We start from the raw sequence: 19959 nt of genomic DNA, 5'->3' as shown, positions 1-19959 counted from the left end.
CCGGAGCGACCCGCAACCCCGGGCTCGGCACGGGCGGATCCGGCGGCGGCCGTGCCGTGGGCGGTCAGCGGCGGGTGCGCCGGCGGTAGTGGGCCGGGGTCTCGCCCGCGAGGCGCGCGAACGTGCGGGTGAACGACGGCTGGTCGTAGAAGCCGCTCTCCGCCGCGATCTCGCCGATCGAGGTGGTGCTCCCGGCGAGCAGGCGCGTCGCGTGGTCGACCCGGGTGCGCAGCACGAGCTGGCGCGGCGTCACGCCGTACACGCTCCGCACGCGCCGGTCGAGCACCGCGGGCGTGCACCCGGCCGCCTCGGCGAGCCGCGACGTCGTCCAGCGCGCCCCGAGGTCCGCCTCGACCGCGGCGACGAGCGCGGCGAGGGAGTCCATCGTCGCGTCGTCCGCCGCGCCCGCGCGCAGGTCGTGCGAGACCGAGACGATCCCCACGAGGCGACCCGCGTCGTCGTGCACGGGGAGCTTGGACGTGAGGAACCAGCCCGACGTGCCGCCGAGCCGCCGGATGCGCTCGAGCTCGCCCCGCAGCGCGCGCCCGCGCAGCACCTCGGCGTCCTGCTGCTCGTAGCGCTCGGCGAGCTGCGGGACGAACAGGTCGCGCGCGCGTCGGCCCAGCACCGCGCGGCGCGAGCGCTCGTTCGTGCGCGCGACGAACACCGGGTTGACCGCGACGTACCGGCCCGTGACGTCCTTCGCGCAGAACATCGTGTCCGGCAGCTCGTCCATGAGCGCGACCATGGCGGGGCTGAGCGCTTCGAGGAGCCGGTCCGCCGCGGGCGGCGAGGTCTCCGCGTTGTCGAGGACGGGTGCCATGTCGCCCAGGATCGTACAAGACGAGTCACCGCGACCCGAGGCACCCTGGAGGGATGAGCAACGACGCGCCCGCCCGGCCGCTCCCCACCCCCGGAGCCGTCGGCGACACGACCCTCACCTCCCCGGAAGACCTCGTCGAGGAGGCCGTCACCCTGGCCGGGCGCTGGCTCGCCGCGAGCGAAGGGGCGGGCGACGCGCGCGCCCGCCGGACCGCCGAGCGGCTCGGTGCGCTCGTCTCCGACCCCGCGGGCCTCGAGCTCGCGGTCCGGTTCGTCGACGACGTCGCGCGCCCCCAGGACGTGCACGTCGCCGCGCGGGCGCTCGGCCGTCTCGGTGAGCTCGCGGGCAGCGCGGGGTCGTTCCTCGGGCCGGTCGACCGGTCCCTCCTGCGCGTCGGTGCGGGCGTCGCGCCGGTGCTGCCGCGCGTCGTCGTGCCGGCCGCGCGCGTGCGCCTGCGCCAGCTCGTGGGCCACCTCGTGGCCGACGCCGGTCGCGGCCTCGGCCCGCACCTCGCCCGGACCCGCGCGGAGGGCTACGCGCTCAACGTCAACCTCCTCGGCGAGGCCGTGCTCGGCGAGGCCGAGGCGGACGCGCGGCTCGAGCGCACGCTCGCGCTCGTGCGGCGCCCCGACGTCGACTACGTGTCGGTCAAGGTCTCGTCCGTCGCGTCCCAGCTCGTCACGTGGGACCTCGACGGGTCGTGCGAGCGCGTCGTGGAGCGGCTGCTGCCGCTCTACCGGGCGGCGCGCGACCACGGCGTGTTCCTCAACCTCGACATGGAGGAGTACAAGGACCTCGCGCTCACGACCGCGGTCTTCCGCGAGATCCTCGCGCACGACGACCTGCACGACCTCGAGGCCGGGATCGTGCTCCAGGCGTACCTGCCGGACGCGCTCGGCGCGCTCGACGGGCTCACCCGCTTCGCGACCGAGCGCGTCGCCGCCGGGGGAGCGCCGATCAAGGTGCGTCTCGTCAAGGGTGCGAACCTCGCGATGGAGGCCGTCGAGGCCGAGCTGCACGGGTGGCCGCAGGCGCCGTACCCGACCAAGCCGGACGTCGACGCGAACTACGTCCGCCTGCTCGACCACGCGCTGCGCGAGCCCCGCACCGACGCCGTGCGCATCGGCGTCGCGAGCCACAACCTGTTCCACGTCGCGCTCGCCGTGCTGCTCGGCCGGGCCCGCGGCGTGAGCCACGCGCTCGACGTCGAGATGCTCCAGGGCATGGCCCCCGGTGAGGCGCGCGCCGTGCGCGACGAGGTCGCGGCCGACCGCGTCGAGACCGGCCCGCACGCCGGGCGCGGCGGGCGCGTCGTGCTGTACACGCCCGTCGTGCGCGACGAGGACTTCGACGTCGCGATCTCCTACCTCGTGCGCCGCCTCGAGGAGAACGCCGCCGAGCAGAACTTCCTCCACGCCATGTTCGCGCCCGACGCGTCGCCCGCGGCCAGCCCGATGGAGCGGCAGGAGGCTGCATTCCGCGCGTCCGTGCGCCACGGCGTGCACTCCGCGGAGGCCGACGTGACACCCCGCCGCCGGTCCCGCCTCGCTGCCGAACCCGGGGTTTCCGGCCACGACGGCGCCGAACCCGCCGGTAACCCCGGGTTCGGCGGGTTCGCGAACGCGGCGGACACCGACCCCGCCGTCGCCGCCGCGCGCGACTGGGCGCGGCGCGTCACCGGGACCGGCTCCGGGTACGTGCCCGTCCGCACGTCCCCGCTCACCTCCGTCGCGCAGGTGGACGACGCCGTCGCGACCGCCGTGCGCGCGACCGTGGCGTGGTCGCGGGTCGCCCCGGCGGCCCGCGCCGCCGCGCTGCGCGCCGTCGCCCGGCGCCTGGAGGAGGCGCGCACCGACCTCGTCGCCGCGATGGTGCACGAGCCGGGCAAGACCGTCGCCGAGGCCGACCCCGAGGTGAGCGAGGCCGTCGACTTCGCGACCTACTACGCGCGGTCGGCCGAGGACCTCGAGCGCGTCCCAGGGGCCCGCTTCACGCCCGACGGCGTCACGCTCGTCACGCCGCCGTGGAACTTCCCCGTCGCGATCCCCGTCGGCGGGGTCCTCGCGGCGCTCGCGGCCGGGTCGGCCGTGCTCGCCAAGCCCGCGCCACCCACACCGCGCTGCCTCGAGGTCGCCGTCGAGGCGATCCACGCGGGCCTGCGCGACGCGGTGGCTGCGGAACCCGGGGACTTCGCGGGGCTGGACGCGGGCTCGGTGACCGAGGTCGTGCAGTACGTCCGCGTCCCCGACGACGAGCTCGGCACACGCCTCGTCACGCACGACGACGTCGCGCGCGTCGTGCTCACGGGCTCGATCGAGACCGCGCAGCTCTTCGCGCGGTGGAAGCCGTCGCGCCCGGTGCTCGCCGAGACGTCGGGCAAGAACGCGCTGGTCATCACGCCGTCGGCGGACCTCGACCTCGCGGTCGCCGACCTCGTGCGCTCGGCGTTCGGGCACGCGGGGCAGAAGTGCTCGGCCGCGTCGCTCGCGATCCTCGTCGGCTCGGCGGGCGACCCGCGAACCGAGACGGGGCGGCGCGTGCGGCGCCAGCTCGTGGACGCGGTGCGCTCGCTCGCCGTCGGTCCGGCGACCGACGTCTCGACGACCATGGGCCCGCTCACCGAGCCCGCCTCGGGCAAGCTGCTGCACGCGCTGACGACCCTGGAGCCGGGGGAGTCGTGGCTCGTGCGGCCCCGTCGGCTGGACGGCGGGCCGGACCTGGAGGGCCGCCTCTGGACGCCCGGCCTCAAGGAGGGCGTGGCGCCCGGGTCGCCGTTCCACCTCACCGAGTACTTCGGCCCCGTCCTCGGGATCATGACCGCCGCGACGCTCGACGAGGCGATCGCGCTGCAGAACGCCGTCCCGTTCGGGCTCACCGGCGGCATCCACAGCCTCGACGACGCCGAGGTCGCGCGCTGGCTCGACTCCGTCCAGGTGGGCAACGCCTACGTGAACCGGCACATCACCGGCGCGATCGTGCAGCGGCAGTCGTTCGGCGGCTGGAAGCAGTCCGCCGTCGGGCCGGGCGCCAAGGCGGGCGGCCCGAACTACGTGGCGCAGCTCGGCCGCTGGGCCGACGCCACGGGCGAGGGCGTCGACGAGGGCGCGGGCACCTCGTCGGGCGCCACGGCGCCCGGACGAGCCGCGCCCGCCGATGCCGCACCGCCCGCGCGCGAGACCGCGCCGGAGACGTGGCTCGCGTGGGCGACGGCCGACGACGCGCTGTGGTGGGAGCGCGAGTTCTCCGCGGGCCACGACCCCTCGGGCCTGCGCGTCGAGTCGAACGTCTTCCGCTACCGCCCGGTCGACGTGCTCACCGTGCGCGTCGGCGCGGACGCGCTGCCGGTCGAGGTCGATCGTGTGCTGCAGGCCGCGCGCACGGCGGGGGTTCCGGCGATCGTCGTGCCGAGCACGGGCGACGCCGCGGTGAGCGACGAGGAGTTCGCGCGTCGCGTCGCGTCCGGAGCGGTCCGGGGCCGGGTCCGCGTCGTCGGCTCCGCGCCCGGGCTCCACGAGGCCGCGGCCGAGCGGGTCGGCGAGGTCACGGTCCTGGACCACCCCGTCGTCGCGAGCGGCCGCCGCGAGCTGCTCACGGTCCTGCACGAGCAGGCCGTCAGCCGCACGACCCACCGGTACGGCCACGTGAAGCGCTGAGCCCGCGACGTCGTGGGTGCGGTCTACGCCGACGAGACGGTGACGGACGCCGCGTCGCGGAACGCGCGCAGGCGCTCGGCCTGCGCGGCGACGGCGTCCGTGAGGTGGGCGTCCCACGGGGCCCAGGGGGCGGTGAGGACCGTGAGTCGTCGGCCCGACGTGCGGGGCCGCCACGTCCCGACGACCTCGCCGTCCGCGAGCACCGCCCCGGGCCGGCCGAGGACGCGCCACAGGTCCTTGGCACGGGCCTCGTCGGGCACGAGGGTGGCGCGGTCGCGGAGCTGGAGGTACAGGTCGTACGGGCCGACGAGCCGGACGTCGGGCGCATCTCCGCTCCGGCGCGCGTCGCGGTGGCGCGCCGCGGCGCCCGGGAGCTGGTCGACGTCGTCGGCCAGGACCCAGCGCTCGGCCGGGCGCGTGCCGGGCTCCGCGTCGGTGATCTCCACACGCACGGCGTCGCCGGGCCAGTGGGCGCGCACGTCCTTGACCGGCGCGTCGAGGAACCCCGCGACGTCCTGGACGCTCGCGGCCGGGAAGAAGCGCAGGTAGCCCCGGACGACGTCGAAGCGCGGCGCGGCGTCGGTCCCGACCCGGCCGTAGAGCGACGGCTCGAGGCCGGGCACCCGTCGCAGCACCGGCGGCGACGTGCCGGGCTCCAGCTCGAGCCCGGCCTGGAGAGCCGCGAGGCGGAACGTCTGCTCGTAGCTGTGCGTCGCGCCGCAGGAGCGGCACCAGCGCAGGTGCGGCTCGGGGAGGCGCTGCGTGAGCCGCGTGGAGAGGTCGCCCTTGACGGTCGGGTCGACGACGAGCTCGCGCTCGAGCCGCGCCTGCGTGCGCAGCGCGTCGAGCACGGCGAGGCCCGCCGCGCGCAGCGGCTTGCTCGCGTCGAAGACCCGCTTGGCGGCGTCGGCCTCCGAGAGCGGGGCGGTCGCGACGGCGACGTCGGCCAGGTCCGCGCGACGGTAGACGTGCGGTGCGCCGCGCAGCGTCCACGCGAGGGCGAGGTCCGGTGGCAGGGTGCCCGGCGGCACGACCGGGGCGCCGCGGACGGCGAGGGCCCAGGCGGCGCCGTCGGGCCCCGTGTCCTGCACTCCCAGGTCGAGCACGGCCACGTCGGTGGGGGAGCCGGCCGCGTCGGGTGCGCGGTCGAGCTGCTGCGCGTGCCAGCGCGCCCTGAGCACGTCGGCGCGCGAGAGCGGGGTCGGGGGTGCCGAGGACGAGGTCACGAGCTCAGGCTAGGAGCGACCACCCACGCCGCCGCGACGCCCGTGCCGAGCGTCACGGGAGGATCAGACCGAGTCGCGCTCGACGAGCTCCGGGGAGAGGACCTGCGACGCGATCTCGTCCCCCCGCCCACCGACGAGGTCGAGCAGGAGGTCCGTCGCACCGCGAACCATCTCGACCATCGGGTTCTGGACCGTGGTGAGCGGCGGCACCGTCGAGGCCGCGGTGGCGAGGTTGTCGAAGCCGACGACGGACACGTCGCCCGGGACCTCGCGTCCGTGCGCGGCGAGGACACGCAGCGCGCCCTCCGCCATGAGGTCCGAGGCGACGAAGAGGCCGTCCACGTCGGGGTGCGAGGCGAGGATCCGTTCCATCGCCGCAGCGCCGCCCGAGACGGCGAAGTCGCCGATCTCGACCGCGTCGTCGGGCAGGCCGGCAGCCTGGAGCACCTCGCGCCAGCCCGCGAGCCGGTCGACGCCCGCCGTCATGTCCTGCGGGCCGGCGATCGTCGCGATCCGACGGCGGCCCGCCTCGACGAGCCGACGTGCCGCGAGACGGCCGCCCTCGACGTTGTCGACGTCGACGTAGAGGAGGTCGGGCGTCGGGCGGAACGGCCGCCCGACGAACACCGCGGGCAGCCGGGCTGCGAGCAGCGCCTCCTCGAGCTCGTCGTCGCGATGGTGCGACGCGACGATCGCGCCGTCCACGTGCCCGCTGCTCAGGTACCGCACGATGCGGCCCGGCTGCTCGTCGGGCCGGGCGAACAGCAGGACGAGCTGGAGGTCCGTGCCGCCCAGCGCGGCGCTCACACCGCGCATCGTGCCCGCGAGGAACGGGTCGGTGAGGATGCGCTCGTCCGGCTCGGGGACCACGAGGGCGATCGAGTCGGTGCGCCGGGTCACGAGGGAGCGGGCGGCGCGGTTGGGCGTGTAGCCGAGCTGGGCGACGGCGGCGTCGACCGCCGCCTGGGCCTCGGGCGACACGCGCAGGCCGCCGTTGATCGCGCGCGACGCGGTCGAGCGCGAGACACCCGCCGTCTGGGCCACCTCGTCCAGGGTCGGCGCGGAGCGCAGGCTGTTCATCAGGACAGTATCCCGCGCGCGCCCGGCCGACCGCACCGCCCCGCTCACCGTGTCGTCACTCCCCGGCGGCGGCGTCCGCGGCGCGTGCCGGCACCGCGTTGTCGCGCGCGACCTGCGCGTACCAGGCGCCGCTCGCCTTGACCGTGCGCTCCTGCGTCTCGTAGTCGACGCGGACGATGCCGAACCGCTTGGTGTAGCCGAGCGCCCACTCGAAGTTGTCGAGGAGCGACCACGCGAAGTACCCGCGCACGTCCGCGCCGGCGTCGATCGCGTCGCGCGTCGCGCGCAGGTGCGCATCGATGAACTCGAGCCGGTCCTGGTCGTCCACCGCGCCGTCCTCACCCACCTCGTCGGGGTAGGCCGCACCGTTCTCCGTGATGTACATCGCCACGCCGCGCGGGCCGGTGAAGTCCCGCTGGAGGCGCGTGAGCAGGCGCGTCAGCCCCTCGGGCTGCACCTCCCAGCCCATGTCCGTCCGGGGCAGGCCGCGCGAGCGGTCGTGCGCGTCGTCCGCGGCCGGGAAGGGGGACGACGTCGCGCGCACCGGCGCGTCGTCCGCGGCCTCGTCGCGCACGCCCTCGGGGCGCGTTCCGCCGCCGGACTCGGTCGCGGGCAGCGGGTGCCCCGAGACGGCGCCGCCGTTGTAGTAGTTGACCCCCAGCGTGTCGATCGGGGTGGAGATGATCTCGAGGTCGTCGTCCTTGACGTGGTCCAGGAGCCCGTAGGGCGCGACGTCCTCGAGGACGTCCTCGGGGTACTCGCCGTGGAAGACCGGGTCGAGGAAGATCCGGTTGAACTGCCCGTCGATGCGGCGCGCGGCGTCGACGTCGGCCGGGTCCTGCGGGTCGACAGGGTCGGAGACCGTGAAGTTCAGCGTCAGGCCGAGGTTCGCCTCCGGCGCGCGCTCGCGCAGCGCCTGGACGGCGAGGCCGTGGCCGAGCAGGAGGTGGTGCGCCGCAGCGAGGCCGTCCTCGCGCGACTGGCGGCCGGGCGCGTGCACGCCGGCGGTGTAGCCGAGGAAGGCCGAGCACCACGGCTCGTTGAGCGTCGTCCACACGCCCACGCGGTCGCCGAGCGCCTCGTGCATCGTCACGGCGTACTCGGCGAAGAGGTAGGCCGTGTCGCGCGAGGTCCAGCCGCCCTTCTCCTCGAGCGCCTGGGGGAGGTCCCAGTGGTACAGCGTCAGCCACGGCAGGATGTCCGCGCCGAGCAGCTCGTCGACGAGGCGGTCGTAGAAGGCGATGCCCGCCGGGTTGGGCGCGCCGCCGTCGGGCCGGACGCGCGCCCACGACGTCGAGAACCGGTACGTGCCGAGGTTGAGCTCGCGCATGAGCGCGACGTCCTCGCGGTACCGGTGGTAGTGGTCGCACGCGACCATGCCGTCGTCGCCGTTCACGACGGCGCCCGGGACGCGGGCGAACGCGTCCCACACCGAGTCCGTGCGGCCGTCGGTGTGCCCCGCGCCCTCGATCTGGAACGCGGCGGTCGCGGCGCCCCAGAGGAAGCCCGGGGGCATCTCGACACGTCCGGTCGCGGTCGCCGGGTTCGGGAGGAGGGGCGCGGACGGGACGAAGCTGGTCATGGGTCGATTGTCCTTCGAGGGTCGAGGAGTGGCGCGCGGGCGGGCCGGTGGGCCCGCCCGCGCGACGGTCTGCCGCGCGGCGTCGCGCACCGGGGGGTGCGCGGGCGCACGGTGGCGCCGGGCGTCAGCCCTTGACGGCGCCTTGCATGATGCCTGCCACGAGCTGGCGGCCGGTGAAGATGAAGATGACGATCAGCGGCAGGGTCACGAGGAAGATCCCCGCCATGACGAGCGAGTAGTCGACGAAGAAGTTCGACTGGAGCGACCGCACCACGAGAGGCAGCGTCGGGTTGTTCTGGTTGAGCACGATCGACGGCCAGAAGAAGTTGGTCCACTGCTGGACGAACGTGAAGAGGCCGAGCATCGCCGCCGCCGGGCGGGCCGCCGGGAGGGCGATCGACCAGAACGTGCGGAACATCGACGCGCCGTCGACGCGAGCCGCCTCGATGAGCTCGTAGGGCAGCGCCTCGCCGAGGTACTGCGTCATCCAGAAGACGCCGAACGCGGTGACGAGCGCCGGCACGATGACGGCCTGGAGCTTGCCGATCCACCCGAGGTCCGACATGAGGATGTACATCGGGATGACGCCGAGCTGCGTGGGGACCGCCATCGTCGCGATGACGAACACGAGCAGCGGCCCGCGGCCCCGGAAGCGGAGCTTCGAGAACGAGAAGCCGGCGAGCGTCGAGAACAGCACGACGGACAGCGACGTGAGCACCGCGACGACCACCGAGTTCCAGGCGGCCTTCCAGAAGTTGATCGCGTCCGAGCTCATGACCTCGGCGAACCGGTCGAACAGGCTCGCGTCCGGCAGGAGCTGCGGCAGCGCGCTGCGCGAGATCTCCTCCGGCGTGGAGGAGCCCAGGATCAGCGTGAAGTACAGCGGGAAGATCGAGACCAGCAGCACGATCCCGAGGATCGTGTACGTGACCCACCGGGGGCGGCGCTGGGTGCCGCCGACGTTCTTCCCGGCGCCGCGGCGTCGGGCGGCGGCGCGGGCCGCGCCCGGCCCGGCGGTCTGGGCGATGACGGGGACGGAGCTCATCGCTTCCTCCGGTCGGTCGTGCTGGCGGCGGTCGTGTCGGCGTCCGTGTCACCCGTGCCCGCGCGCTGGGCCGACATGGCGCGCTCGGCGCGCACGCGCTTCTGGGTCTCCTGGCGGCGACGGACCCACCGCGGCGGGCGTGGCTGGGCGTTGGACGTGGCGATCCGTCGGGTGACGAGGAAGTTGACGATCCCGATGAGGATGATGAGGAGGAACAACAGCCAGGCGACCGCGGCCGCACGGCCGAAGTTCTTCTGGTTGCCCCACGCGACGTCGTAGAGGTAGAGCACGGTCGTCATCCACTGGCGGTCGGCGCCGCCGAGGCCCTGCGCGTCGAACATGCGCGGCTCGTCGAAGATCTGGAGGCCGCCGATCGTCGAGGTGATGACGACGAAGATGATCGTCGCGCGGATCTGCGGGACGGTCACCGAGAAGAACTGGCGCACGCGGCCGGCGCCGTCGATGATCGCGGCCTCGTACAGCTCGCGCGGCACGGCCTGCATCGCGGCGAGGAAGATCAGCGCGTTGTACCCGGTCCAGCGGAAGTTCACCATCGACGCGATGGCGACGTGGCTCGCGAGCGCGTCCGCGTGCCAGCGGATCGGCTCGATGCCGACCAAGCCCAGGAGCTCGTTGATGAGGCCGTACTGGTCGGCGAAGAGGCGGCCGAAGATCATCGAGACCGCGACGGGCGCGACGACGTACGGGAGCAGGACGCCCATGCGCCAGAAGGTCGCGGCACGGAGGTTCTGGTCGAGCAGCGCGGCGATCGCGATGGCGGCGATCACCTGCGGCACGGACGACAGGACGAAGATCGAGACGGTGTTGCGCAGCGACTTCCAGAACGTCGGCTGCGCGAGCACGTCCGTGTAGTTCTGGAGGCCGACGAAGTCGCCCTGGCCGCCGAGCAGGTTCCAGTCGTAGACCGACACCACGGCCGTGTACACGAGCGGGAAGAGACCCGTGATCGCGAACAGGATGAAGAAGGGCGAGATGTAGAGGTAGGGCGAGACCTTGACGTCCCAGCGGCTCAGGCGCTGGGAGAAGCCGACGCGTCGCGGCGTGCGCGGCGTCGGCCCGCTGAGCCCCGGGGAGGGCTGGGTGGGCGAGAGGACGGCCATGTGGGATTCCTGGGCTGCTGGTGACTGCGGGTGGCGGTCGGGTGGCCGCCGGGCGGCGGCGCCCGGCGGTGGACGCGAGCGGGGCCGGGGCGGCACCGTGGTGCCGCCCCGGCCCCGTCAGGTCACAGGCCCAGGTCCTGGAAGGACTGGAGCGTCTTCTGCCACGAGGACGCGGCGTCGTCGGTCTTCTCGACGTCCACGCGCTTGATGCCGTCCTGGACGGTCGTGTGGATCGAGAAGTAGTTGGCGCCCTTGAACGGCGCGCTGTCGATCGCGAGCGCACGGTTCACGAAGATCGTGCCGACCGGGGCGTCGTTGAAGAAGTCGTTCGTGAACGACTGCACGGCGTCGGACTCCTGCGCCTCGATCTGCGACGGGAACGTGCCCGCGTTCTCGAAGGCCGTCGTCTGCTGCGCCGGGTCGGTCAGCCAGGCAGCGAGCTCCTTGGCAGCCTCGGCGTTCGGGCCGGAGGCCGGGACCGTGAGGAACGAGCCGCCCCAGTTGAGGCCGCCGCCGGGGAAGACGTCGGCGACGTTCCAGCCGGTGACGCCACCCGAGCGCTCCTCGACCGGGCCGGTCATCCACGCGGGGCAGATCATCGTCGCGAAGCCGTCGTTCTGGAACGCGGCGTCCCAGTCGCCCGACCACTGCTCGAGGCCCGCGGAGAGCTCGTTCGTCGTCGACTGCTCGAGCACCGTGTCGTAGATGTCGATGATCGGCTGGTTCGTGGCGAGGTCCTTGGGCGTGCCGTCGGACTCCTCGTACGCGTTGTCGATCTGGTTGACCATCGCCTGCGAGATGGACATCGCGGAGTCGTACCAGGCCGAGTCGCTCGCGGCGACGAAGGTCTTGCCCGCGGCGAAGTAGTCGTCCCACGTCGCGTCCTCGCCACCGAGGAGCTCCGCCACCTCGGCGGGGTCGGTCGGCAGGCCGGCGGCCTCGAAGAGGTCCTGGCGGTAGCAGATCGCGCTCGGGCCGATGTCGGTGCCGTAGCCGATGAGCTTGCCGTCCGGCGTCGTCGCCTGCTGGACCTTCCAGTCCACCCAGCGGCCGTCGAGCGACGAGTCGGTGAGGTCGGTGAAGAGGTCGGGGTACTGCATGAGCTCGGGGAGCCAGTCGACCTCGATGGCCTCGATGTCCGCCAGGCCCTCGCCGCCGGCGGCGAGCTTGGTGGTGAGGTTGGTGCGCGCGTCCTCGGACTTGGCGGCCTTGGTCTGCTTCACGGTGACGTTCGGGTGCGCCTCCGTGTACGCCGCGAGGAGCTCGTCGGTGTAGCCGAAGTCGTTGAACGTGGCGACGGTGAGGGTGATCTTCTCGCCGTCGCCGGAGCCCGTCTCGTCGTCGTTCGAGCCGGAGCCGCTCGAGCACGCGGTCAGGGTGAGGGTGATAGCCGCGAGGCCTGCGACGGCGGCGATCGCCTTGCGGGGCCGGCGGGTCGTACGGGTGCTGCTCAGCACGGTGACTCCCTTGTCGGTGGGGCGGGGGAGTGGCAGCGCTCCCACCTCCAATGTGGTAGCGCTTCCACACAACGGAGTGATCGTGCTTTCCCCGCCGAACCGATGTCAAGCGCCGATCACCCTGGACGTGGTGTGGTCGCGCTCCCACCGACGCGTCGCCGCAGGTCAGAGCGTTTTCACTGCCTACCAGGCGGTCGGGGTCGCCGGAAATCGTTACCGGTTCGAGACCGGCTCGGCGGGCGCGCGGGCGTCGGCGTGCAACCTCAGCGGGCGAGCCACTCCCGGCCCGCGGCCTCCTCCGCCGCCAGCGCGGCGCGCACGGCCTCGGCGGCCGCCTGCTCGATCGCGCCGCCGAACAGCGGCACCGAGGCCTTCACCTCGCCCGCGTAACGCTCCACGGTCCCGTCGCCGGCGGGCGAGAGCGTGACCGTGCCCGTGAGCCGCACCGGGGCGCCGGTGATCTCGAGCGAGACGGTCCCGGACCGCTCGCCGTCGCGCTCCGGCTCCCACGCCTCGGCCTGCCGGATCTCGAGCTGGCCCCCGACGAACGACCGGACGTGGGCCGGGATCTGGTCGGTGGGCAGGGTGCGGCGGACCGTCACCGTGAAGCCCTCGGCGGCGTCGCCCGTGACGTCGACCTGCTCGACGTGAGCCCCGTCGCCGCCCGAGCGTGCGGCGCGCCAGCGCACGAACTCCTCGTCAGCAAGCATCGCGCCGACCACGGGGACGGCGGCGGGGTAGCGGAGCTCGACGCTCAGGTGCACGGGACCTCCTCGGGCCCTGGGGCGACCTGCGGCCGGCCGTGCGGGTCGGCCGTCGGGTCGGTCGGCGGGTTCGGGCGACCGCGCGCGCGGGCGCTGAGGGGACTCTACCGGTCGGACCCCCTTACGCTGGGGTCCGTGTCTGCCATGAGTGACCTCATCTCCCGCCACGCCGAGCTCAGCCCGGCGGACAACGAGTGGTTGCACCTGCTCGTGGGCGACTGGCAGGTGATCTCCGACCTCGCGTTCGCCGACCTCGTCCTGTGGCTCCCCACGACCGACGGCAACTTCGTCGCCGTCTCGCAGTGCCGCCCCTCGACCGGAGCGACCGTCCACTACGACGACATCGTGGGCTCGTTCGCCCCCGAGGGGCAGCGCCCGCAGCTCGAGCGTGCGCTCACCGAGGTCCGCTCCCAGCGCTCGCGCGAGCCGCGCTGGTTCGGCGCCTACGCGGTCCGGGAGGAGGCGATCCCCGTCCTGCACGCCGGGCGCGCGATCGCCGTCGTCGCGCGGCAGACCAACCTCGGCAGCGGGCGCACGCCCAGCCGTCTCGAGCTCAACTACGTCGAGGCCGCGGACGACCTCATCGCGATGATCTCGCGCGGCGAGTTCCCCTTCCCCAACGCGGCGACGGGACCGCGTCGCGGCGCCCCGCGCGTCGGCGACGGCCTCATCCGCCTCAACTCCGAGGGCGAGGTGCTCTACGCGAGCCCCAACGCGCTGAGCTGCTTCCACCGGCTCGGCGTCATCGGGCCGCTCGTCGGACGGTCGCTCGCCGAGGTCACGGCCGACCTCATCGAGCACCAGACCCCCGTCGACGAGTCGCTCCCGCTCGTCGTCATGGGCCGCGCCCCGTGGCGCACGGAGATCGAGGCGCAGCGCGTCGCGCTCTCGCTGCGCGCGTTGCCGCTCACGGAGTCGGGCCAGCGCATCGGCGCCGTCCTGCTGTGCCGCGACGTGTCGGAGCTGCGGCGGCGCGAGCGTGAGCTCATCACCAAGGACGCGACGATCCGCGAGATCCACCACCGCGTGAAGAACAACCTCCAGACCGTCGCCGCGCTCCTGCGTCTCCAGGCGCGCCGCATGGACGTCCCCGAGGCGCGCGCCGCCCTCGAGGAGGCCATGCGTCGCGTCGCGACGATCGCGCTGGTGCACGAGAGCCTGTCGCAGACCCTCGACGAGGAGGTCGAGTTCGACGACATGGTGGGCCGGGCCCTGCGCCTCGCCGCCGACGTCGCGTCCGCGGACACGAGCGTGCGTACCGTCCGCACCGGGAGCTTCGGCCTCGTGCCCGCCGAGGACGCGACCCCGCTCGCGCTCATCCTCACCGAGCTCGTCACCAACGCGGTCGAGCACGGCCTCGCGAAGCAGGACACCGGGACCGTCGAGGTCGCGGTCGAGCGCGAGGGCTCCGCACTGCGCATCGTGGTCGCGGACGACGGCGTCGGCATGCCCGACGGCGACGTCGCCCGGGCGGGCAAGGCTGCGAAGAGCGGCCTGGGGACGCAGATCGTGCGCACGCTCGTCACGAACGAGCTGGGCGGCAGCATCGAGTGGTCCCCGCGACCCGGCGGGGGCACGCAGGTCGTGCTCGCCCTCGTCCTGCGCGACGGCAACCGGCAGGGCTGAGCCCTCGGGTCCCGGCGCGACCGTCTGGATCGACTGCCTGGTACGACGACGGGCCGCCACCCCCGAGGGTGACGGCCCGTCGTCGACGTGCTGCTCGACGCCCGTGCGGGCGGAGCGTGTTCAGCCGGCGCGGCGCGCGCGGGCGGTGCGGCGCTTGAGGGCGCGGCGCTCGTCCTCGGAGAGGCCGCCCCAGACGCCCGCGTCCTGCCCGGACTCGATGGCCCACTTGAGGCACGTGTCGACGACGTCGCAGCGACGGCACACGGCCTTCGCCTCCTCGATCTGGAGGAGCGCCGGTCCGGTGTTGCCGATGGGGAAGAAGAGCTCGGGGTCTTCGTCGAGGCAGGCTGCGCGGTGGCGCCAGTCCATGATCGTCGTCTCCTTGGCAGAGGGGAGCCTGGTCGCGAGGTGATGACTCGTCGCGGTGATGCCCGGCAGGGGGCTGCCTGGACCAGGGCTCGAGGCGGGGGTGATTGATGCTTGAACCAGGTTCACACCTCGTGAAGCGCAGCACAAGGGGTTACGAGAAAGTTTCCGTCGCATGAATCGTGAGGTCTTCGTCACACGGGTGTGAAGCCGCAGGTCGGCGCGTACGCTGGGTGATCGTGCCTCCCCGCAAGCCCTCCGGACAGCCGCCCGAGCAGCCTCCGACGCCCGACCCGGCGCCTGGCGCAGCGTCGCGCCCTCCGGCGCTGACCGCGCTCCTCGTCGGGGTCGGGATCGAGGTCGCGGTCCTGGTCGTCGGCGCCGTCCTCCTCCTCGTCGAGCTCGTGCGCGGCGGCTCGCAGTCGGTCGGGGTCAGCATGTTCCTCGTCGTCTTCGCGCTGGGCGTCGCCGCGGTGCTGGCCGCGAGCCTGCGCGGCCTGCTGCGCGGGCAGCGGTGGGCGCGGTCGCCGGTCGCGACCTGGCAGATCCTCCAGGCCGTCGTGGCGATCAGCTCGCTCCAGGTGGGCGTCACGCCGTGGGTCGTCGCCGCGCTCGTGCTCGCCGTGGTGGTCTTCGTCCTGCTCATGCTGCGGCCGGTCGTCGAGGCCACGACCCGTGACTCCCGGGCCGCGGCCTGACTCCTGGGCCGTGCCTGGCGCCTGGACACCGGGTACGTCACGACTGACGCCCTGGCTGCGCGGACGTCCCTGATCCTCGACCGCCCACGGAGGGCAGCGCGAGCTGCACCGGGGTGAGCCGGGCACCCTGGACGAGCACCCCGCGGCCGGGCCGCGGCCGTCCCGGCTCGGCGAGCAGCTCGAGGCCACGACCGAACACCTCGGTGCTGCCGCGCTCACCGGGCGCGAGGACGACGCCGGCGCGCACGCCGCGCAGGTCCGCGAGCGGGCCGCGCAGCGCCGACGCGGCGCCGCCGGTCGTGGCGGACGCGAGGAGCACGAGGCCGTCCCGGCAGGCGGTCGCGAGCCGTTCGGCCTCGACCACGCAGAGCTGGACGAGCACGTCCAGATCGTCGACCACGACCACGTCGGGCGGTCCCGACGGACCGTTCTCGCGCCCGTCCTCCTGCCCGGACGCGCGCGTGCCGGCGGCGACGGCGTCGAGGAGCGCGCCGACGTCGGCCGGCGCGTACCGGCGGACCACGCGCGTCCCGGCCAGTGCGGCTTCGGCGAGCGCGTCGTCGCGGGTGACGACCGCACGCAGGACGCCCGCGCGCGCGACGTGCCGCGCGAGGAGGGCCAGTGCGCTCGTGCGCCCCGATCCCGGGGGGCCGACGACGAGCGCTCCGCCCGACACGTCCAGCGTGACCGTGGCGGCGGCGTCGCCGCCCCGTCCCACCGGGACGTGGAGCGCCTCCGACGCGAGCAGCGAACCGGCCGGCGCGCGGTGCGTGCGGTCCGCCGCGCGGCACGGACCGGGCGGGGCGGCGTCCGTACCGTCCGCCGCGCGGCGTGGACCCGGGGTGGCGAGGTCGGCGGCGACGACCTGCGCGGGCAGCGGCAGGAGGCGGAACGCACCGGGCCGCGCGTCTCGGTCCGGCGCGCCCGACCCGAGGGCGGCGGCCGGGCGCCTCGACCTGCCGGGAGCGGGCCCTGACGGAGGTTGCGCCGGGAGGGCGACCTGGCACAGGACCGGCTCGGCGGGGCCGAGCCAGACGGCCCTCCCCGGCGGGCCGCCCCGTCCGGCGAGCGGGGAGGGCGCGCCCAGCGCCACGTCGTCGTGGCGGTCGCGCGACACCATGACCGCGCGTACCCCGACCAGCGACGACAGCCCCGCGAGCGTCGGGCCGCCACCTGCCACGGCGACCGCGACAGGGCCGGAGAGCACGTCCGTGAGTGCGTCGGTGCCGGTCCCGCCCGCTACTCCTGCGAGGGTCGTCCGGACGGCCTCGACGTCGTCCACGAGCAGGAGCACCCTGTCGGTGGCGGTGTCGGTCCCCGGGGGGCGCCCCTGGCCGTCGTCGTGACCGGCGAGCAGCCGCAGGAGTCGGACGAGGCGGCGCGGGTCGTCGCGGTCGACGACCGTCCCCGCGCCGGGGCGGGTCGCGAGGTCGGCGAGCCCCGACCCGACGGCGTGGATCGCCCACCCGCGCGCGAGGGCGGCCAGGGCCACGGTGCGCAGCGTCGTCGTCCGGCCCGAGCGTGCGCGGCCCAGCACTGCGAGGTGCCCGTCGCGGGGGTCCCACCGGACGACGGTCCGGCGTTGCAGGTCGGGGACGTCGCCGAGCGCGACGGGCAGCCCCGCGACCCCGGCGCGCACCGCGCCAACCTCGGAGCCGGCCCGACCATCGCCGGGGTGCGCAGCGTCGCCCGACGAGCCGGCAGCCCCGAGCCTGCCGTCGGTCTCGAGCTCGCCGTCGTGCGCCGCGGTGCCGGCCGCGCGCGCGAGGTCGGCAAGGTCGTCCTGCCCGACCCGGTCGGGCAGGGCGGGCAGCCACGGCGGCGGCGCCGGGCGCAGGCCGGCGCGCTCCGCGACGTCGCGGGCCGCAGCCACGATCCGGGGAAGCCGGTCGACAGGGGGCCGGGGTGCTCCAGCGCCGGCCGCGGGGCCGTCGCCGTCCGCGGGGGCAGCACCGACCAGCCCTCGTGCGACGCCCCACGGGGGAGCGCCGCGCGCACCCGACGCCCGGGCTCGCGCCGGCGCCCCGGCCCGGGCGCACTGCACCGCGAGCGGCGGTTCGGCACCCCGGCGCAGGACGAGCCGACCCGGTGCCGACGCCGGGACGAGCGCAGCGAGCGGCGACTCGACGACGTCGCGCGAGTCGGCGACGTCGACCACCCGCAGGGCGAGGCGCAGCGTGATGTTGGCCCGCACGTCGGGGCTCACTGCCCCGGCGGGCCGCTGCGTCGCCAGGACGAGGTGCACGCCGAGGGAGCGGCCCTGGGCGGCCACGCGCAGCAGTCCGGGCAGCAGGTCGGGCAGGTCGTCGGCCAGCGCCCGGAACTCGTCGACCACGACGACGAGGCGCGGCAAGCACCCTCGAGGGAGCTCGTCGAGGCTGGTCGCGCCCGCCGCGGCGAGCACGCGCTCACGCCGGCGCAGCTCGGACCGCAGCCCGGCGAGCGCGCGGCCGGCGAGACCCGGGTCGAGGTCGGTCACCGTACCCACGACGTGCGGCAGGAGCCCGCACGCCCCGAAGCTCGTGCCGCCCTTGAAGTCGACGAGCGCGATCGACAGCTCCGCGGGCGACCGCCCGAGCGCGAGTCCCGTGACGAGCGTCTGGAGGAGCTCCGACTTGCCCGCGCCGGTTGTCCCGGCGACGAGCACGTGCGGGCCGTCGCAGACGAGGTCCACCGTCACCGGCACGCCCCCGGACCCGACGCCCAGCACGACCCGCAGGCCGGTCCCGTCGCGCCGCGCCGCGTCCTGCCACCGGGCGTCGACCCACGCCGTGAGGTCGTCCGGCCCGCTCGGCAGGCCGAGGAGCTCGCCGAGCGCGACGTCCGGCGGCAGCGACGGCGAGGTCGGGTCGCCGGGGTCGTGCCCGGCAGGGTCGGTGCCGTCCAGCCGGCCGAGGTGGTCCGCCGCGGCGATCCGACGGGCGAGCGCGGCGGCCCACTCCTCGCTCGCTCCGACGTGCTCGCGCACGGTGCGTGCGTCGTCCGGGCCGGTGACCACCACCGTCGGGCCGGCGACGTCCACGACCGTCCGGCACCATGCCGGGACGCGCGCCGCGTCGGCGAGCACGAGGAGCAGGTCGGTCCCCGCAGCCCCGAACCGCTCCCAGGCCCGGGCGAGCTCGCCCGCGGAGGGTGCCCCGTCGACGACGAGGACCGCGGCGCGGCCGGTCGGCGGTGGTGCGGTGTCCAGCGTGGCGACGGCGCGCGCCCATGGGAGCCAGCGGCACCAGGCCCAGTCGGCTGCGGCGTGCGGCGGGTGCCAGAAGGTCGGCACGGCGCCCGTCGACAGGAGCTCTCCGAGCACGGCCCGTGCGGCGGCGAGCGCGAGGGCGCGGGGACCGACGACGGCGACGCAGCCGTCGGGGAGCCGCACGGGCGCGACGGGTGCGACCGCGGCGGCGCTCGGGTCGGCGCCCGGGCCCGACGGAGCCCCACCGGGCGGCGCGGCGACTGGTGCGAGCCGGGCGAGCGTCGCCCAGGTGAGTGCGTCCGCGGGCCGAGGGTGCAGCGGGTCGACGGGCGTCGTCGCCCGCGCACCCCCGTCACCCGCCGGACGCCCAGCGCCGGACCCCGGACCCCCGCCGCCCCGACGGGTCACGCGGCGTCGGCGGGCCTCGACGAGCGCGGGGATCAGGAGCGCCAGTGGCCCGGCGAGGGCGAGCAGCGCGTACAGCGGCTGGCGGAACGTCACGGCGAGGGTGAGCGACGCGACCGCGGGCACGGCCGCGGTCGCGAGGTGGCCGGCGCTCGGCCGACCTGGCGACGCGTCGGCGGACCCCGGGTCGACGGGGCCGGTGCGGGGTCCGTGCACGAGGACGGGGCGCGGTCGCAGGGCGTAGACGCCGTGGGGCGTCGCGAGGGCGTCGCCCGTGCGCCAGCGGACCGTGCGCCACGACGCGACCCGGCGGCCGGCCCGGGCGGGCCGTGCGACGAGGACCGCCGCGTCGTCGGGCACACGCCGGGTGCCGCGCGGCGTGCGGACGCGGACCCGCGTGCCGCGGCGCGTGACGCGGCGGCGGACGTCGAGCGCGTCGACCTGGGTGCGGCCGGCGCCGTCCGGGACGGCGACGAGCCGCCCCGCGTCCCCGCCGGCGAGGACGGCGACGTGGAGCGGGGCGGCGAGCGCGGCGTCGGGGCGGGCCGCCGCGGCGGCCCGCCTCCCGCCCGCGGGCTCGACGGCGACCGTCGCCCCGGGGAGCAGAGGGCGGGTCCCGCAGCGCTGGTCGTCGTCGACCGGGACGCCGTCCACCAGCAGGGCGGCGGTGCGCAGCTCCGGGCGGCACACGAGCTCGGCGAGACCGGCGCGCAGGTCGCCCAGACGCGCCCCGGCCGGGAGCAGGACGTCCGTGGCCGGGTGCACCGTGACGCGCAGCCACGCCTCGTCCCGGGTCACGGCGCGCTCGGGCGCGAGCGACGCGAGGTCGATGACGGAGGCGGGAGCGGGCGGCACGTGGCGATGGTGCCCGACACCGCGACCTCCGCGCCCGGGAACGAGCGCGCCCCTGTGGACGGAGGTCC

The 19959-nt window shown here is 75.4% G+C and carries 13 protein-coding genes; 3 read left to right on the top strand and 10 right to left on the bottom strand.

Translation table 11 applies throughout. The annotated features are described in order from the left end of the window. Window positions 1-64: 64 nt before the first annotated feature. Window positions 65-823, bottom strand: a complete 759-nt coding sequence (locus AC6CH9_RS09370; protein ID WP_498154632.1) for a helix-turn-helix transcriptional regulator — start codon at window positions 821-823, stop codon at window positions 65-67. Window positions 824-876: 53 nt separating this feature from the next. Here AC6CH9_RS09370 and AC6CH9_RS09365 point away from each other — a divergent pair, with 53 nt between their 5' ends. Beyond that, window positions 877-4476, top strand: a complete 3600-nt coding sequence (locus AC6CH9_RS09365; RefSeq protein ID WP_498154631.1) for a proline dehydrogenase family protein — start codon at window positions 877-879, stop codon at window positions 4474-4476. Between the two features lie 23 nt (window positions 4477-4499). Here the strand turns inward: AC6CH9_RS09365 and AC6CH9_RS09360 are convergent, their stop codons facing one another. From AC6CH9_RS09360 to AC6CH9_RS09330, 7 genes are all read right to left on the bottom strand, one after another. Then, on the bottom strand, window positions 4500-5702 hold the full coding sequence (locus AC6CH9_RS09360; protein WP_498154630.1) for a DNA glycosylase AlkZ-like family protein: 1203 nt from the start codon (window positions 5700-5702) through the stop codon (window positions 4500-4502). Window positions 5703-5765: 63 nt separating this feature from the next. Then, window positions 5766-6782 (bottom strand): LacI family DNA-binding transcriptional regulator, encoded by a 1017-nt coding sequence (locus tag AC6CH9_RS09355; RefSeq protein ID WP_498154629.1) that lies wholly within the window; start codon window positions 6780-6782, stop codon window positions 5766-5768. A gap of 55 nt (window positions 6783-6837) precedes the next feature. Then, complete coding sequence (locus AC6CH9_RS09350; RefSeq protein ID WP_498154628.1) at window positions 6838-8364, bottom strand: glycoside hydrolase family 1 protein; 1527 nt, start codon at window positions 8362-8364, stop codon at window positions 6838-6840. Between the two features lie 124 nt (window positions 8365-8488). Beyond that, a complete protein-coding gene (locus AC6CH9_RS09345; RefSeq protein WP_498154627.1) occupies window positions 8489-9409 on the bottom strand; it encodes a carbohydrate ABC transporter permease in 921 nt (306 codons plus the stop codon). After that, window positions 9406-10530, bottom strand: coding sequence for a carbohydrate ABC transporter permease (locus tag AC6CH9_RS09340; RefSeq protein ID WP_498154626.1), 1125 nt, complete (start codon window positions 10528-10530; stop codon window positions 9406-9408). Before AC6CH9_RS09340 ends, AC6CH9_RS09345 begins: the two co-directional genes overlap by 4 nt. Before the next feature lie 122 nt (window positions 10531-10652). After that, on the bottom strand, window positions 10653-11987 hold the full coding sequence (locus AC6CH9_RS09335) for an ABC transporter substrate-binding protein (RefSeq protein ID WP_498154625.1): 1335 nt from the start codon (window positions 11985-11987) through the stop codon (window positions 10653-10655). 263 nt (window positions 11988-12250) lie between these two features. Next, complete coding sequence (locus AC6CH9_RS09330) at window positions 12251-12751, bottom strand: DUF2505 domain-containing protein (RefSeq protein WP_498154624.1); 501 nt, start codon at window positions 12749-12751, stop codon at window positions 12251-12253. 144 nt (window positions 12752-12895) lie between these two features. Between AC6CH9_RS09330 and AC6CH9_RS09325 the strand changes: the two genes are divergently transcribed. Beyond that, on the top strand, window positions 12896-14377 hold the full coding sequence (locus tag AC6CH9_RS09325) for a sensor histidine kinase (protein WP_498154680.1): 1482 nt from the start codon (window positions 12896-12898) through the stop codon (window positions 14375-14377). Window positions 14378-14497: 120 nt separating this feature from the next. Here the strand turns inward: AC6CH9_RS09325 and AC6CH9_RS09320 are convergent, their stop codons facing one another. Then, the gene (locus tag AC6CH9_RS09320; protein WP_021481972.1) at window positions 14498-14746 is read right to left on the bottom strand and encodes a WhiB family transcriptional regulator; all 249 of its coding nucleotides are present in this window, start codon (window positions 14744-14746) and stop codon (window positions 14498-14500) included. A 236-nt stretch (window positions 14747-14982) separates the two neighbouring features. Between AC6CH9_RS09320 and AC6CH9_RS09315 the strand changes: the two genes are divergently transcribed. After that, window positions 14983-15441, top strand: coding sequence for a hypothetical protein (locus tag AC6CH9_RS09315; protein ID WP_498154623.1), 459 nt, complete (start codon window positions 14983-14985; stop codon window positions 15439-15441). Window positions 15442-15478: 37 nt separating this feature from the next. Here the strand turns inward: AC6CH9_RS09315 and AC6CH9_RS09310 are convergent, their stop codons facing one another. Beyond that, window positions 15479-19891 (bottom strand): FtsK/SpoIIIE domain-containing protein, encoded by a 4413-nt coding sequence (locus tag AC6CH9_RS09310; RefSeq protein WP_498154622.1) that lies wholly within the window; start codon window positions 19889-19891, stop codon window positions 15479-15481. Between the last annotated feature and the right edge of the window lie 68 nt (window positions 19892-19959).

It is taken from the genome of Cellulosimicrobium sp. GQ32 (assembly GCF_059758455.1).
This window is presented reverse-complemented; position numbering and strand designations above follow the sequence as displayed.

Bases quoted from the DNA above. Each gene is read 5' to 3' on its own strand.
- AC6CH9_RS09370 (WP_498154632.1), bottom strand. From the start codon at position 823: ATGGCACCCGTCCTCGACAACGCGGAGACCTCGCCGCCCGCGGCGGAC.
- AC6CH9_RS09365 (WP_498154631.1), top strand. From the start codon at position 877: ATGAGCAACGACGCGCCCGCCCGGCCGCTCCCCACCCCCGGAGCCGTC.
- AC6CH9_RS09355 (WP_498154629.1), bottom strand. From the start codon at position 6,782: ATGAACAGCCTGCGCTCCGCGCCGACCCTGGACGAGGTGGCCCAGACG.
- AC6CH9_RS09350 (WP_498154628.1), bottom strand. From the start codon at position 8,364: ATGACCAGCTTCGTCCCGTCCGCGCCCCTCCTCCCGAACCCGGCGACC.
- AC6CH9_RS09345 (WP_498154627.1), bottom strand. From the start codon at position 9,409: ATGAGCTCCGTCCCCGTCATCGCCCAGACCGCCGGGCCGGGCGCGGCC.
- AC6CH9_RS09340 (WP_498154626.1), bottom strand. From the start codon at position 10,530: ATGGCCGTCCTCTCGCCCACCCAGCCCTCCCCGGGGCTCAGCGGGCCG.
- AC6CH9_RS09325 (WP_498154680.1), top strand. From the start codon at position 12,896: ATGAGTGACCTCATCTCCCGCCACGCCGAGCTCAGCCCGGCGGACAAC.
- AC6CH9_RS09320 (WP_021481972.1), bottom strand. From the start codon at position 14,746: ATGGACTGGCGCCACCGCGCAGCCTGCCTCGACGAAGACCCCGAGCTC.